This is a genomic window from Amycolatopsis sp. DSM 110486, from assembly GCF_019468465.1.
GTDB lineage: Bacteria > Actinomycetota > Actinomycetes > Mycobacteriales > Pseudonocardiaceae > Amycolatopsis.
This window is the reverse complement of record NZ_CP080519.1, coordinates 3,175,548-3,190,038: the sequence shown is the minus strand read 5'-3', so window position 1 is coordinate 3,190,038 and position 14,491 is coordinate 3,175,548. Positions and strand designations below refer to the sequence as shown.

The 14,491-nt window shown below is 70.2% G+C and carries 12 protein-coding genes and 1 tRNA gene; 5 read left to right on the top strand and 8 right to left on the bottom strand.

Features of this window, described 5'->3' with window-relative positions; translation table 11 throughout:
• Positions 1-2 precede the first annotated feature (2 nt).
• The 6 genes from K1T34_RS15520 to K1T34_RS15495 all read right to left on the bottom strand — a co-directional run bounded on the left by K1T34_RS15520 (position 3) and on the right by K1T34_RS15495 (position 5,129).
• Positions 3-371, bottom strand: a complete 369-nt coding sequence (locus K1T34_RS15520; protein ID WP_220244960.1) for a hypothetical protein — start codon at positions 369-371, stop codon at positions 3-5.
• Positions 368-3,109, bottom strand: a complete 2,742-nt coding sequence (locus K1T34_RS15515; RefSeq protein WP_220244959.1) for an FtsK/SpoIIIE domain-containing protein — start codon at positions 3,107-3,109, stop codon at positions 368-370. Before K1T34_RS15515 ends, K1T34_RS15520 begins: the two co-directional genes overlap by 4 nt.
• Positions 3,110-3,135: 26 nt before the next feature.
• Positions 3,136-3,384 carry a hypothetical protein gene (locus K1T34_RS15510; RefSeq protein ID WP_220244958.1) on the bottom strand — a complete coding sequence of 83 codons (249 nt, stop codon included), beginning with the start codon at positions 3,382-3,384 and terminating at the stop codon, positions 3,136-3,138.
• Positions 3,385-3,388: 4 nt separating this feature from the next.
• Entirely contained in the window at positions 3,389-3,649 is a 261-nt protein-coding gene (locus K1T34_RS15505; RefSeq protein ID WP_220244957.1) for a hypothetical protein, read from the bottom strand.
• 588 nt (positions 3,650-4,237) lie between these two features.
• Positions 4,238-4,322 (bottom strand) — tRNA-Ser (locus K1T34_RS15500).
• A gap of 57 nt (positions 4,323-4,379) precedes the next feature.
• Positions 4,380-5,129 (bottom strand): PP2C family serine/threonine-protein phosphatase, encoded by a 750-nt coding sequence (locus K1T34_RS15495; protein ID WP_220244956.1) that lies wholly within the window; start codon positions 5,127-5,129, stop codon positions 4,380-4,382.
• A 77-nt stretch (positions 5,130-5,206) separates the two neighbouring features.
• Here K1T34_RS15495 and K1T34_RS15490 point away from each other — a divergent pair, with 77 nt between their 5' ends.
• Positions 5,207-6,958 carry an N-6 DNA methylase gene (locus K1T34_RS15490; protein WP_220244955.1) on the top strand — a complete coding sequence of 584 codons (1,752 nt, stop codon included), beginning with the start codon at positions 5,207-5,209 and terminating at the stop codon, positions 6,956-6,958.
• A 9-nt stretch (positions 6,959-6,967) separates the two neighbouring features.
• On the top strand, positions 6,968-7,852 hold the full coding sequence (locus tag K1T34_RS15485) for a serine/threonine-protein kinase (protein ID WP_220244954.1): 885 nt from the start codon (positions 6,968-6,970) through the stop codon (positions 7,850-7,852).
• Between the two features lie 49 nt (positions 7,853-7,901).
• Here K1T34_RS15485 and K1T34_RS15480 read toward each other — a convergent pair whose 3' ends face one another.
• Positions 7,902-8,408 carry a hypothetical protein gene (locus K1T34_RS15480; protein WP_220244953.1) on the bottom strand — a complete coding sequence of 169 codons (507 nt, stop codon included), beginning with the start codon at positions 8,406-8,408 and terminating at the stop codon, positions 7,902-7,904.
• A 212-nt stretch (positions 8,409-8,620) separates the two neighbouring features.
• Between K1T34_RS15480 and K1T34_RS15475 the strand changes: the two genes are divergently transcribed.
• Complete coding sequence (locus tag K1T34_RS15475) at positions 8,621-9,292, top strand: L,D-transpeptidase (RefSeq protein ID WP_220244952.1); 672 nt, start codon at positions 8,621-8,623, stop codon at positions 9,290-9,292.
• Between the two features lie 62 nt (positions 9,293-9,354).
• Here the strand turns inward: K1T34_RS15475 and K1T34_RS15470 are convergent, their stop codons facing one another.
• Positions 9,355-10,641 (bottom strand): alpha/beta hydrolase, encoded by a 1,287-nt coding sequence (locus tag K1T34_RS15470; protein ID WP_220244951.1) that lies wholly within the window; start codon positions 10,639-10,641, stop codon positions 9,355-9,357.
• A gap of 247 nt (positions 10,642-10,888) precedes the next feature.
• On the opposite strand from K1T34_RS15470, the gene K1T34_RS15465 reads away from it, so the two are divergent.
• Together K1T34_RS15465 and K1T34_RS15460 are read left to right on the top strand one after the other, a co-directional pair.
• Complete coding sequence (locus K1T34_RS15465) at positions 10,889-13,873, top strand: PQQ-dependent sugar dehydrogenase (RefSeq protein ID WP_220244950.1); 2,985 nt, start codon at positions 10,889-10,891, stop codon at positions 13,871-13,873.
• Positions 13,874-14,029: 156 nt separating this feature from the next.
• A complete protein-coding gene (locus K1T34_RS15460) occupies positions 14,030-14,476 on the top strand; it encodes a cupin domain-containing protein (RefSeq protein ID WP_220244949.1) in 447 nt (148 codons plus the stop codon).
• Positions 14,477-14,491 lie beyond the last annotated feature (15 nt).

Here is a 14,491-nt window from a genome sequence, read left to right as displayed (position 1 = left end):
AATCAGCGTTTCGCTCGCCACCCCAGCGCCAGCACCGCCTGCACCAGCTCCTGGTACGACGGCTTCACTTCCTCGAGATACCGGTCCAGGTACTGCGGCCGCGCCGTCGACACCGGCTGCGGGTCGTCGGCCGGCTCGAGGAAGGTGAGCCGGGCGACGTTGTGCAGGGCCATCTTCCACCAGCGGGAAGCGCGTTCGGCCGCCTTCTCCTCGCGTTCCTTCGCGGCGGAGACGGCGGCGTGCGCGTCGGCGAGCTGGTGGTCGATCTCGTCGGCGCGGGCGAGCTCCCAGGCGCGCAGGTTGTCGGCCGAGCCGCGGGCCAGGCCGACGATTTCCTTGTAGCGCATGGCCGCGCTGGCGTCGTCCGTCATGCCGGGTCTCCCGTCTGCTCGGGGCGCTGGAAGGGGATGATGACTTCGGGGGCGCCGTGCGTGGTGCGGTCGAAGAACAACGCGCGGCCCTGGCGTGGCGACCAGTGCACGACCTGGCCGGCGGCGAACGGGGAGAGCTCGTTGCCCTGCACGTCGAGCGCCGCCCAGGTGCCGATGTCGTCGGTGCCGCCGAAGCCGAGCGTGTCCTTGAGACGCGCGATGCTGCGCCACCAGCCGATAGTGTGCACGCCGTGGCTCGGGCCCGTCTTGAGCACCGTGCGCAGGTGGTCGAGGCCGCTCTTGAGCTGGCCGGGGGCCTTGGTCTCCAGTGTGGGCAACGCGGCGTCCACTCCGTACAGCAGCAGGATCCGCGACGGGCCGCCGAGTTCCCCGTCCACAATGGAGGCCAGCAAAGCCGTCAGGTCATCGATCAAATCTGTCACGTGGCCCTCGGCGCGCAGCCGTTCCGTCAGCTCCAGGACGGCCGGCGCGCACGCCTCGATCGGGCAGTACAGCACGAACTCGACCTCGCCGATCTCGTACTGCCGCGCCAGCGACCGCGCCGCGGAGTCCATGATGGACAGTGCCTCCGCCGACGCGCCGCCCAGTACCGCGATGTTGCGGCCAGGCGCGCGGGGCAGCTCCACACCCTGTGCGGCCTCCGTCACGTCGATCGACTGGCCCAGCAGCGCGCGCGGGCGCGAGGTCGGCTTGAGTTCCGTGTACGCCGGGAACTGTTCCAGCACCGGGGAATGCGCGCCGTCGAACAGCCGGGGGCGCGCGAAGCGTCCTGAGTAGAGCTCCCACAGCTTGTGCTGCAGCTCCACGAACACGTTGCGGCTGCTCGCGTCGGGGATGTGTGCCAGCAGGTTGCCGTGCGCGACACCGGAGTCGTGGTTGATCACGGCGTGCCACTTCGGCGCGGACACCGCCGCGTTGTTCGTCTCCGCCAGCACGCGCCGCGCCTTCGGCATCGCGATGCGCAGCGTGCACTGCTCGAACACCGCAGGCTTGCCCCAGAACGCCTCGATGCCCGCGACGTCCTGGCTCGCGAGGACGAGGTGGATGCCCTGCGAACGCCCGCGCCGCGCGATGTCCTCCAGCAGCTGCGTGGCCGTGGCGGTGACCTGGTCGCGACCGGCGAACAGGTACTGGAACTCGTCGATCACGGCGACGATCCGCGGCCAGTGCCCGCCCGGGTCCTGCTCGCGCAGGTCGGCCAGGTTCGTGACCTCGTGTTCCTTGGCGGCGGCCGAACGCCGGCGCAGCTCGTCGGCGAGGAAGCGCAGCAGCGCCAGGCCGAACTCGCGGTCGGTGTTCACGTTGACACCCACGAGCTTCGCGTGCGGCAGCCAGCTCGCGTCCTTGCGGCCGGGCGCGAGGCCCGCGAACGACACGCCTTCCTTGAAGTCCAGCAGGTACAGCGCCAGCTCGTCCGGCGTGTAGCGCGCGGCGAGGCTGCCGAGCAGCGAGTACAGGAAGTTCGTCTTACCGGAACCGCTCGGCCCGCCGATCAGGGCGTGCGGGCTCGCGTCGCCGATCACGACCTCGACGGCCTCGCCCTCGTAGAACCCGACGGGCGCCCGCAGCTCCCGCGCCGAGCTCTCCTGGTCGAACTCCGTGGGCAGCAGGTCGGCGAACGAGCGCGGCCCGCCTTGCTTGGCGATCAACGCTTCCGCGATCCGCCCGGCCGCCCGGATCACCTGTCCGGAAGGCAACGGCGGATCGAGGTCCACGACTAGGTCGGTGCCGGTCATGCTGCTGATCGCGCGCCGCTCGTCGAGCAGGCTCAGCGATTCGATCGACGCGCTCACGGCCGTGGGCACGTCGATGAGGATGAGGCAGATTCCGGCGGCGAGCGCGCCGCTGGCCACGCGCTTGAGGTCGCGCGCGAGCTCGGGTTCCAGCGTCTCGCCGTTGCCGTAGAGCACCGCGATCCGGTACGGCTCCACGCGCTGGTTGCTGGCGCGCCGCAGCTCCCGCAGCGACGTGTGCCCGGCCTGCATGCCGGTGGCGTGGATGCGGCGGATGTGGCCGGCCAGCTCGTCGAGGAGGTCTTCCAGCCGCGTCGGGTCGTAGAGCGAAAGCGCGCTGGTGCGGCTGATCGGGTAGAGGTCGGGCAGGATCGCGGTGAGCTGCCCGATGTCCCAGAGGTGGATCTTCACGGCGCCGGGCTCGAACGTCGAGAGCACCCGCATCAGCAGGTTCTGCACGATCCCGTCGATCACCGGACGCGTTTTGGGCGCCGAGGTGATCTGCAGGTGCGACTCGTCGAGCAGGGGCACGGCGACGTCGAACGTCCGCGAGATGTCGCGGCCGGCCGCCGTCGCCGAGCCCACGCGCCACAGCCCCGGCGCGGTGATGCCGGGGTTGGTCCCCACCCGGCCGAGCCATTCGCTCGGCGGCCGCCCCGCGGGACCCGGTGCGTTGGCCGTCACCAGGTCCCGCAGGGCGCCCGGGCCCGAGCTCCAGTCGGTGTAGAACGCGTTGCGCACGCCGCCGAGCGAAGCGAAAACCTCGTGCGCGGCCGGGTGCCGCGCCCATTCCGTCTGCTGCTCGGCGTCGGCGTGATTCATGCCGACCCGCACGATTTCCTGTTCGAGAGCGAGCCGCGCCACGTCGGCCTCCGCGGCTTCGCGGGCGCCGGCGGCGGCACCGAGCACGAGCCCGATCTGGTGCCGGACCCGGTCCAGCGCCGTCTGAACGCGGTTGCGCTGCTCGGCGGATTTACTGGCCATCGGTGTCGCTCATGACGCTTTCGTCCCTACAGGCGTGACTGGTATCCGCTCACCAGATCGTCGGCGGCGGCTAGGCGGGTGAGGAGATGGTCGAGTCCCTCGTCGGCCTGGTCCAGTTGCGTCGGCAGCCAAGGATCGGCTTTCGCCTGTGCGTCGACGAGCGCTCTGCGGGCGTCCCCGAGCAGGGACTTGGCCCGCTCGGCGTGGGCGCGCCCGTCGGTGAGGCCCGCCATCGCGGCGGTGAGCAACTGGTGGATCTCGGCGAGTCCCGACATGGAGCTACAACCGGGCCGAGTAGGAGTCGGCCGACGAAATACTGGCCTGGATGGTGCTTTGCATCCCGGTGATTCCGTTCAGCGCTTCGGCCAGCAGACCGTGGGCCTGGTTGACCTCGTGCTGACTGCTGCCCTGCGTCGCCTGGGAAAGCGACAACTGGGCTTCTTCGAGAGATTGCGCTGCCTGCTGCAGGGCGGCGATGCTCGCGGACGCCTTCTCGTTCGCGAGCGCGATGCCAGCGCGGATCTCTTCCACTCCGGGCATGGGGGCGGACTCCTCGGTGCGTCGGGGCTGGAACGACCACGTACAAACTTAGCGTGATCAGGTGTCTTCGGTAAGTGAGGAACTGGGGGAGAATCGACAAGGCCCCGGACGTGGGTGACGTCCGGGGCCTCGCGGGCAGCGGTTGGTGACGGGACCCCCGAACCGCGTTCCAGCCATGGTGACCTGCGGTTTTCGAGGCTCGCGCGCGTGTGGCCGCGCCCAGGTCAGGCCGGTATTCGTGACACCGATGAACCTCTCCGAACTTCTACGATCGAGTCTGCGGAGGAGACTAGCGGGTGCGGTCGGGGTGGGTTTCGGAGGTCCTCGGGTAGCCCCCGGCCTGCGCGGGCGTCGATCAGCAACGCTTCGGCAACGGCCTCCAGGTGGACGTGCACAGGAGAAAACGGGTATATGAAAGGAAATTCGCGTTTTCGGAAGTGGTGTGCCGCTTGGTCCTCTTCGCGCGCCGATCACGCGCGGTGAGGAATCGTGGCTACGCAACAAGAGTGGCGCTTCGGCCGGAGCCCGCGAACGACAAAACGCCGGGCAGCTCGTGAAAGCTGCCCGGCGTTTCGCCTGTTATCGCGGCGGAGGATACAGGATTCGAACCTGCGAGGGCGTGAACCCAACACGCTTTCCAAGCGTGCGCCTTAGGCCGCTCGGCCAATCCTCCGTGGAGAAGGGTACCGGATGGGGTGGTGCGGTCCCGCAGGTGGGCCGGGGGTGGCGATCAGGCGGGGACGACGTCGGCGACGACGATGGTGATGTTGTCGGGGCCGCCGCCGTCGTTGGCGAGGGTGATGAGGGCGGGGACGGCTTCGCCGGGGGTGCCGGCGGCCAGGGTCTCGGCGATGGCGGGTTCGCCGGCGCCGGCGGTGAGGCCGTCGGAGCAGAGCAGGAGGCGGTCGTCGGCGAGGGGGGTGAACTCCCAGACGTCCGGGTCGCCCGAGCCGGTGCTCTGCAGCGCCTTCATGAGCAGCGAGCGGCGCGGGTGGTCGATGGCTTCGGCCTGGGAGATGCGGCCGTCTTCGACGAGGGCCTGGACGAGGGTGTGGTCGCGCGTGATGCGGTGCAGCTCGCCGTCGCGCAGGAGGTAGCCGCGGGAGTCGCCGATGTGGGCGGCGGCGAAGTGGACGCCGTCGAAGAGCAGGGTGGTGAGCGTGGTGCCCATGCCGTGGGTGGCGGGGTCCTGCTCGGCGACCTCGGCGAGGCGCTCGCCGACGCGCCGGACGCCGTCGGCGAGGGTGCTCTGGAGGTCGAGCGAGGTGAGGTCGAGCGAGCGCAGCTCGGAGTCCAGGCTCGCGAGCACGCCGACCGCAGTGGCACTGGCCACTTCCCCGTGGGGCTGACCACCGATACCGTCGGCCACGGCGAGCAGGCGTCCGCTGGCGTAGACGGAGTCCTCGTTGATCGAGCGTCGGCGCCCGGTGTCGGAACCCGCGGCGTAGCGCAGGGTGAACCGGGTCTGGTTGGTGGCCATGTCACCATGAAACCATTGGTTGACTGAGTTAACAAGCAAAACGCTGGAAACTCTGGTCATCAGCTATCGTGCTGGTCATGGACGACACCGCGACGGTCAGCGCCGCCGACATCGCCCGGCTCGCGGGGGTGCGCCGCGCCGCGGTGAGCAACTGGCGGCGGCGCCACGACGACTTCCCGCGCCCGGTCGGCGGCACCGCGTCCAGCCCGCTGTTCTCGCTGCCCGAGGTGCAGGCCTGGTTGGCCGGCCGCGGCCGGCCCGTGGAGCTCGCGCCGATCGACCTGGCGTGGCAACGGCTGCGCGCCCTCGGCGACGACCTCGAGCTGGACACTCGCGTCGCCGACGCCGGTGAGTACCTCGCCCACGCCACCGAACGTCCCACGGACGACCCGGAGTTGCTCGCCCTCCTCGCCGAGGTGGCCACGACGAACGGCGCGACCTGGACGTTCGAGCAGCTCTGCGAACGCTACTTCGAAGCCCGCGCCCGCCGCGTCTCGCCGACGCCCCCCGCGTACGCGAGCCTGATGGTCCGCCTCGCCGGCGCGAAGGGGACCACCGTGCTCGACCCGGCGTGCGGCTTCGGGTCCCTGCTAATCGCCGCCGACGCCGCCGAGGCCACCCGCGCCCAGGGCCAGGACAGCGACCCCACCACTGCCCGCATCGCCGCCCTGCGCCTGCGTCTCCACGGCGCCGACACCGAAGTTCACGCCGGCGACTCCCTCCGTGAAGACGCCTTCACCGGCCAGCAGGCCGACGTGGTCCTCTGCGACCCGCCGTTCAACGAACGCGCGTGGGGCCACGAAGAGCTGGTCGGCGACCCGCGCTGGGAGTACGGGCTGCCGCCGCGCGGGGAGTCGGAGCTCGCGTGGGTGCAGCACTGCCTCGCGCGCGTGAAACCCGGCGGCACCGTCGCCATCCTCATGCCCGGCGCCGCCGCCGGCCGGCGCAGCGGCAAACGCATCCGCGCCAACCTCCTGCGCGCCGGCGCCCTGCGCGCAGTGCTCACGCTCGCCCCCGGCGCCGACCTCTGGCTGCTGACGAGACCCGAGCCCGGCAGCCGCGCGCCCGCCACCGCGCTGATCGCCGAGACGACCGTCGACGACGCCGAAGCCCTGTGGCGCGACCACCTCGACAACGGCACCGGCGAACGCATCATCGACCTCCTCGACGACGACGTCGACCTCACTCCCGCCCAGCGCCGCACCGCCCGCGAAGACCTCGGCGAGGCTTTCCTTGCCGCACAACGGCTTTTCGGCCGCGTCGGCCTCGAGCTCCCGCCGCTGCAGCCGACGGGCGAGGAACCGTCGCACACCACCGTCGGCGAGCTGGTGAAGGCAGGCGCGCTGGAGATCCACCACGCACCCGCGCGGACCGGCGACGGCGACGAACCCGTCCTGACCCCCGACGACGTCCTGGCCGGCCGCGCCCCCACCGGCTACGCGGCCCCCGACGACACGGCCGTGATCGCGCACGAAGGCGACGTGATCGCGTCCGTCACCGGCGCCGTCAAAGTCCACAGTGGACAGCCCGTGCGGCTCGGCCCCGCGCTTTCGCTCTACCGCGTGGATCCCGCCCGCCTCGACGCCGAGTTCCTCGCCGGCTGCCTGCGCGCGGCCGATTTCCCCGTGCACAGCGCCTCGACCCGCATCGACGCGAGGCGCCTCAGAGTGCCGCGCTACCCGCTCGCCGAGCAACGCTCGTACGGCGCCGCCTTCCGCGCCCTCGCCGAGTTCGACCGGGCGCTGCGGGAGACGGCGGAAATCGGCCGTGACCTGGTCCGGCTAGGCTTTGCGGCGCTCGCCGAAGGACGGCTGCGGCCCGGCGCCTGAAGGGAACCCATGCTCATCGCCGATCGCTACGAGGTCGATGAGCTGCCACTGGGCCGCGGCGGGATGGGCGCGGTGCACCGCGGGCACGACCGGCGGCTCGACCGGCGCGTCGCCATCAAGCTGCTGCGCCTGCCCGGCCGCGACGAAGAGCTCGAAGAACGCTTCGCCCGCGAAGCCCGCATCCTCGCGACGCTCGACCACGCCGGCGTCCCCACGTTGTACGACTTCGGCACCCACGACGACCGGTTGTTCCAGGTCATGCAGTTCGTCGACGGCGTCACGGTCGCCGATCTCCTCGCCGAGCACGGCCCGCTGCCGGTGCCGTGGGCCGCGGCGATCGCGGCGCAGACGGCCGCCGTGCTGGCGGCGGCCCACGCCCGGTCCGTCTGCCACCGCGACCTCAAGCCCGCCAACCTCATGCTGTGCCCCGATGGCAGCGTGAAGGTGATGGACTTCGGCCTCGCCGTGCTGCGTGAAGCCGACGTCGCCCGCTTCACTCGCGCCGGTCAGCTGCTGGGTACACCGTCGTACATGGCGCCGGAGCAGATCCAGCGCGGCCTCGCTGAGCCGCGGAGCGACCTGTATGCGCTGGGCTGCGCGTTGCACGAGATGCTCACCGGTCGCCAGCTCTTCACCGGTCCCACCGCGTACGCCGTGTTCGAGAAGCAGGTGAAGGACGCGCCCGCCGCCGTGTCGGGGGTCCCCGCCGCGCTCAACGCCCTGCTCGCGGCGACCCTCGCGAAAGACCCGGCGGACCGCCCGTCCGGGGCCGACGCGTTGTACGCGCGCCTGGGCCCGTTCGTCCGTGATCTGCCGCCGTTGCCGGGTTTCCTGCACGCGGTGCCGAGTCCCGCGCGGATGTACGCCCGCGTGGTGGCGCAGGTCCGGGGATGACGAAACCTCCCGGCCCTGGTGCGGTCGGGAGGATTTCGCGGCGAAGACGTCAGGCCCGGACCGCCGGCCGGCCCTGCTCGGCCAGCGGCAGGCCGCGCTGCTGGATGCGGTAGTAGGTCAGCGCGTTCTGGACGCCGATGCTCAGGCCCAGCGTCAGCAGGATCGACGCCGAGGTGAGGCCGCTGCCGAAGCCCAGGTAGCCGCCGAGGAAGCCGAAGCCGACGCGGGCGCCGATGGTCGCGAGCCACAGCACGAGGGTCAGCGCCGAGCCCTTCTGGAACGTCGTGGTGCCGCGCGCAGTGAGCGTGGTGCTGGCGCTGCGGGCGAGTCCAAGGACGACCAGCACCGCGATGTCCGCGCCGAGCAGCGCGAGCTCGCCGGTGCTCGCCTTCGGCAGCGCCTGGGCCGTGGTGAACACGCCGATGGCGCTGAGCACGAGCGGCGTCGTGACCAGCGACTTCCGGCTCAGCAGCGTGCCGCGCAGCTGCTTGTAGACCACGCGGTAGAGGACGAGGGCCGCGATGGCGAGGTAGGCGAGGATGGTCAGCGGGTTCATCGGGGGCTCCTTGGTCGGTGGTGACACCCAGATTCGTCCTTCCGACCTGCCGTTTCGTCGGCTCACGGGCGGGTTCCGGGTGGATCCTCGCGTCCACCCGGGGGTGGAGCCGCGCGAAATCGTGACCTTGGGACCGCAACCACCACCGGGGGACGGTCGTCTATCCCCGTGACAAGTTCGACTGACGAGTTCGACCCTGGGGGTACCGGATCGTGAAGAGGCTTCTGGTGGGGATCGCGGCCGTGGCCAGTGCGTTCGTGCTCGCCGCGTGTTCCGGCGGCGGTGCGTCGCCCGCCAACGTGACCGGCGGCGGCGCGGTGGAGGCCGGTGCCGGCGGCGGCGCGCCGACGACCTCGGTGGCCACGTCGAGCAGCGCGCCCGCGACCACGAGCAGTGCCCCGGCCACCACCAGCTCGCCGGCCACGAGCACGTCGAAGCCCAAGCCGACGAGCACCAAGCCGAGCAGCACCAAACCGAAGCCCACCACGACCAAGCCGAAGCCGGCGACGACCACGGCCAACGTGCCGTGCGCCAAGGCCGCCGCCGCGTCGGGCACGGCCGCGTGCGTGGACATCTCGGCGCACAAGGCGTGGCTGCTGCAGGACGGCAAGGTGATCTACGGCCCCGTCTCGATGCTGCCGGGCCGCAAGGGCTACGCGACGCCGACGGGCTCGTTCCGCGTGCTGTCGAAGGAGAAGATGCACTACAGCCGCGAGTTCGACAACGCGCCCATGCCGAACTCGGTCTTCTTCTACCCCGGCGACGCCTTCCACACCGGCAGCCTGAAGACGTACTCCCACGGCTGCGTGCACCTCTCGGCGACGTCGTCGCTCAAGTTCTTCAACACCCTCCACGTCGGCGACGTCGTGCAGGTCGTGCCCTGACGGGTGGGTGAAAAGCGAAGTGGGGGCGTCGGTCGAACCGGCGCCCCCACTTCTTTTTGTTCTTACGCAGCCAAGGGCCCGAACACGGCGGGACCGCTCGTGCCGTTCGTCCCGGAGTACGCCTGGCAGCTCGAGCGATACGCCGCCGCCTGCGAACCGTCCGGCCCGACGGCCTGGTCCGCCCACGTCCGGATCGTCCGGTAGGTGTCCGGGGCGTTGCGCTGCAGGTTGAGGTCGTGCCCGGCGGCCGGGGTCACCGCGGCCCGGATGCACGCGGCCGGCGCGAAGTACTGCGCCTCCTCCTTCTGCAGCGCCTGGCTCGAGGCGCAGTGCGCGGCGCCGGGGCCGCAGAAGAACAGGTCCTTCTCACCGTCCACGAGGAACATCGGGATCCGGATCTGCTCGGTGTGCGTGGACAGCGGCAGCGACAGCTCCTGCCCGGTGCTGGGGATCGCGCCGAGGGAGAGCTTGTTGTAGCGGTTGATGAACGTCGAGCCCTCGCCGAGCGTCACGGTGTCGCGCAACACGTTCTGGTCGTAATCGATCATTCCTTGATCGACATTGGACAACACGTAGAGGAAGTCCTGATCACGTCCGCCCGCCGGCGGCGTGAAGTACGTCGGGTCGAGGCCGACGGCGGACGCCGTCTTGGCGTCGATCATCGCCGGGTTGCGCGCGAAGCCGCTGAAGAACCGGACCAGCGGGTCGAGCTGGATGCTCGAGCCCCAGCCGGTGCCGATCACGGCGTCGGCGTCGTTGTAGATCGAGGACTCCAGCCACGACGTCGCCGTGCCGTAGGAGTGCCCGACCAGGATCACGTGCTGGAACGGCGAGCCGCCGATCTCGCCCGCACGCAGCTGTTGGAGCACCTGGTGCGCGACCTCCGCCTGCACGTCGAGCGTGACCAGCGCGCCCGACGGGTGGGCGCTCTTGCCGTAGCCGAGGCGGTCGATGGCGAACACGCCGTAGCCGGCCGCGGTCATCTGCCGGACGAACGAGTAGGTCTCGGGCTGGTAGCCGGAGTCCCAGTACTGGTTGGTGTAGGTGATGCCGTGCAGCGCCAGCATCACCGTCTTCGCGGCGCCGGACGCCGGCAGGCACAGCCGGCCGTGGATGGTCAGCTCCGGCGGCGCCGTGAACGAGCCGACGGGCAGCGGAACCAACTGGTGGTTGAGCACTTCACTCGGCACCGTCGTGTCGACGAAGCTGCAGCCGGGCGAGAGCGGAAGCTGGGAGTTGGAGACGGGGAACGTTTCGGCCGACGCGCTCGAGGCCAGGCCGGTGCCGAGACCGAGGACGGTCAGGGTGGCCAGTGCCGCGTGCGCGAGTTTGAACCGGGAACGCCTCACGATCATCACCTCGTTGTGGGGTCGTGGTGGAGCAGGCGTAAATTTTCTACACTCAACTGACGTCTTGATGGTTATTTGTAGACAAATATCAACCATCCGGGGCGGGCTCAGGTGTTCGAATATTCACAGCGTTCGCAGGTCCGGGTGACCTCCGTGGTCCGGTGCGGGTACTTAACGCGATTCACCCGGATGTGGTAACAACGTCCTCTTCGTGAGCGATAACCGATCACTCACGAAGGGGCATCGAATGGCCTGGAACAAGCTCCGCTCGCTGCTGACGGCCGCCGTGCTGGCCGTGGCGCTGGTCCCGATCACTGCGTCGGTAGCAGCGGCCGACGACGTTGCGCCGACCTTGCCTGCCGGCTTCGTGCTGCGGGACACGCCCACCGGGCTCTCGCCCTACGACTTCACCGACTTCGCGTGGCTGCCCGACGACAGCGTGCTGGCGCTGGGCAAGAGCGGTGCCGTCAACTGGGTCCCGGCCGACGGCTCGGGCGCCCCCGTACGGATCGCGAACTTCCCGGTCGAGACGCAGGGCGACATGGGGCTCACGAGCGTCGCGCTCGCCCCGGACTACGCGACGTCGCACCAGATCTACCTCAACCGCGCCGTGAGCACGGGCGGCGGCCAGTACGTGCTGCGCGCCGCGCGCTTCACCGTGACCCTCGACGGTTCGGGCCACCCCGCCGGGCTCACCGGCGAGAAGGTGATCTTCGAGCTGCCCGGCAGTCAGTACTACATCCACGGTCTCGACACCGTGATCCCCGCGCCCGACGGCACGCTCTGGTACTCCGCGGGCGACAACGGCGACGCGGGCAAGACCAACGAGGTCGCTTTCGCGGCGCTGGACCTCGACACGCCGTCCGGCAAGATCCTGCACATCACGCCGGACGGCAAGGGTGTGCCGAGCAACCCGTACTACACGGCTTCGGCCCCGGATTCCACGCGCAGCAAGGTGTTCGCGAGCGGATTCCGCAACCCGTTCCGCTTCACGCTCGACCCGAAGAGCGGGCTGCCCGTGGTGGGCGACGTCGGCTGGTTCCTGTGGGAAGAGATCGACGTGGTGCAGCCCGGCGCGAACCTCGCGTGGCCGTGCTGGGAGGGCAACCACCCGACGCCGGGCTACAGCACCGACGCGCGCTGCGCCCACGTCGTGAACACGCCGCCGCTGTGGGAACACCAGCACGGCACCGGGCCGACGAACGGCAACAGTGTCACCGGCGGCGTTGTCTACAATGGAACGACGTACCCGGCCGCGTACCAGGGCGCGTATTTCTTCGGTGACTACGCGGGCCAGAAGCTGTGGACGCTCAAGTACAACGCGCAGGGTGTCCTCACGCAGGAGCCGGTGAACCCGCCGCCGTTCGCGAACATCGGCGGCGTCACGCGGATCTCCGCGGCGCCCAACGGCGACATCGTGTTCGCCGATCTCAACGGCAGCCGCCTGCGCCGCCTGAGCTACTCGACGAACAACGCGGCGCCGGTCGCGGTGGCGACGTCGTCGACCGATCCCGACACGCGTACGGTTTCCTTCGACGCCAGTGGTTCCTACGACTTCGACGGCGACGCGATCACCTACACCTGGAACTTCGGCGACGGCACCACGGCGACGGGAGTCACGACGAGCCACCAGTACGGCGCGGGAGCGTCGTTCACGGCCACGCTCACCGCCCAGGACCCCTTGGGTGCCAAGGGGACCACGACGATCGCGGTCGCGCCGGGCAACCATTCACCGGACCTGGAACTGTCCACTCCGGACAAGACGTTCGCCGTCGGGGAGCCGGTTTCGCTGACGGCCACGGCCACCGACGAAGAGGACGGCACCCTGCCCGTCACGTGGACGTCGCTGATCCGGCACTGTCCCGACCTCGGCGCGTGCCACGTGCACCCCGACGACGGCGCCACCGGACCGTCGCTCTCCGTGCCGTTCACCGACCACACCGACTCGCGCATGGAGTTCACCGCGACGGTCACCGACAGCGCCGGCGTGAAGGCGAGCAAGACGTACGTCGCCATGCCGCGCCAGCACCGGCTCACGCTCGTGAGCACGCAGCCGGCCGCGCTCAGCATCCCCAGCGAGGGCGGCGTGAGCAGCGCGATGGTCACCGAAGGCGCGACCTTCGACGTGACGGCGGCGCCGCTGGGCAGCGACGGCGCGTCGAAGTTCACCGGCTGGCAGGGCGGGCCGGCCACCGCTTCGTGGTCGATCACCGTCGGCGCGAGCGACACGACGCTGACGGTGAACTACGCGACCGCGATCGACCAGCGCTACGCCGGGGAACCCGCGCTGCGCACGCTCGTCGGCGCAGCGACCGGTCTCGAGGTGATCGACGGCCCGGTGCACTACCGCCCGTACGCCAACGCCCGCCTGTACTGGACAGCGGCCACCGGCGTGCGCGAGATCGGTGGTCAGCTCCTCGCCGAGTACCTCGCGATCGGCGGGCACCAGGCCTACGGGCCGCCGGTGACCGACGAGACGCCGACCCCCGACGGCGTCGGCCGCTTCAATCACCTGCAGGGCACGCCGGGTACGCAGGCGGCGTCGATCTACTGGACGCCGTCGACGGGCGCGCACTCGATCCAGGGCTTGATCCGGGCGAAGTGGGCGGCGCTGGGCTGGGAAAAGACCATGGGCTACCCGATCAACGACGAGGCCGGCACGCCCGACGGAGTGGGCCGCTACAACCACTTCAGCGGCGGCGGCTCGATCTACTACACCGTGGCGACAGGTGCGCACTGGATCAACGGGGCGATCAAGCAGAAGTGGGCCGCGTACGGCTGGGAACGCGTCCTCGGTTATCCGACCACTGACGAATCGGTGACCCCGGACGGCGTCGGCCGGTACAACCACTTCACCGGTGGCGCTTCGATCTACTGGACGCCGTCGACGGGCGCGCACGAGATCGGTGGCGCGATCAAGCAGAAGTGGGCGGCGTACGGCTGGGAGCGCGGCTTCGGCTACCCGACCACGGACGAAACCGCGACGCCCAACGGAGCCGCGCGCTACAACCACTTCACCGGCAACGCGTCGGTCTACTGGAGCCCGGCGACGGGCGCGCACAACGTGAAGGGCGAGATCCGCAAACGCTGGGCCGCGCTCGGGTGGGAGAAGTCGTACCTGGGACTGCCGACGTCGGACGAGTACCGCTACGGCACCGGCTATCGCAGCGATTTCCAGGGCGGGTACATCGTGTGGACGCCGACTGGCGGCCCGGTGGACCGGCGCTGGTGAGTGGTGGACGTCACCCACGCCGGGAGCAGCGGCGTGGGTGATCTGTCCATTGTGGCGTTCCGAAGGGTGGGAATTGCCCGCAAAGCCGGGAAGTAAGGAACTTTCAGACAAGGGTTCGTGAGGTAGCTTCGCGGAAGATCACGAGAGAGGTCTTCCATGCGCAAGTTCGCCCTGGCCGCCGTCGCCGGCGTTGCCGCCCTCACCGCGTTGTTCACGCCCGCCGTCGCATCCGCCACCCCTGGCCGGGGCGTCAGCGCGACCGTCATCGCACAGTGGACGGTCGGCAACACCGACTACGTGCTTCGCAAGATCACGATCGCCCCGGGCAGCCCCACCAGTCCCGGCACCACCGGCTGGCACAGCCACGAAGGCAACCTCTACGGCAAGGTCCTCTCCGGGACGCTGACCCACTACAAGTCCGACTGTTCCGTCGACGGGGTCTACAACAAGGGCGACAGCATCATGGAACCCGCCGGCGCCGACCACGTCCACGAAGGACGCAACGAAGGCACCACGCCGATGGTGCTGGAAGTCCTCTACGTCCTGCCCCACGGCGCGCCGCTCTCGGACGACGCGCCGAACCCGGGCTGCAGCTTCGACTGACCCGCGCCGGAACCG

Coding starts and splice junctions, on each gene's coding strand:
- K1T34_RS15515 (WP_220244959.1), bottom strand. CDS start 3,109: ATGGCCAGTAAATCCGCCGAGCAGCGCAACCGCGTTCAGACGGCGCTG.
- K1T34_RS15480 (WP_220244953.1), bottom strand. CDS start 8,408: ATGAACCCGCTGACCATCCTCGCCTACCTCGCCATCGCGGCCCTCGTC.
- K1T34_RS15520 (WP_220244960.1), bottom strand. CDS start 371: ATGACGGACGACGCCAGCGCGGCCATGCGCTACAAGGAAATCGTCGGC.
- K1T34_RS15460 (WP_220244949.1), top strand. CDS start 14,030: ATGCGCAAGTTCGCCCTGGCCGCCGTCGCCGGCGTTGCCGCCCTCACC.
- K1T34_RS15485 (WP_220244954.1), top strand. CDS start 6,968: ATGCTCATCGCCGATCGCTACGAGGTCGATGAGCTGCCACTGGGCCGC.
- K1T34_RS15490 (WP_220244955.1), top strand. CDS start 5,207: ATGGACGACACCGCGACGGTCAGCGCCGCCGACATCGCCCGGCTCGCG.
- K1T34_RS15510 (WP_220244958.1), bottom strand. CDS start 3,384: ATGTCGGGACTCGCCGAGATCCACCAGTTGCTCACCGCCGCGATGGCG.
- K1T34_RS15495 (WP_220244956.1), bottom strand. CDS start 5,129: ATGGCCACCAACCAGACCCGGTTCACCCTGCGCTACGCCGCGGGTTCC.
- K1T34_RS15505 (WP_220244957.1), bottom strand. CDS start 3,649: ATGCCCGGAGTGGAAGAGATCCGCGCTGGCATCGCGCTCGCGAACGAG.
- K1T34_RS15465 (WP_220244950.1), top strand. CDS start 10,889: ATGGCCTGGAACAAGCTCCGCTCGCTGCTGACGGCCGCCGTGCTGGCC.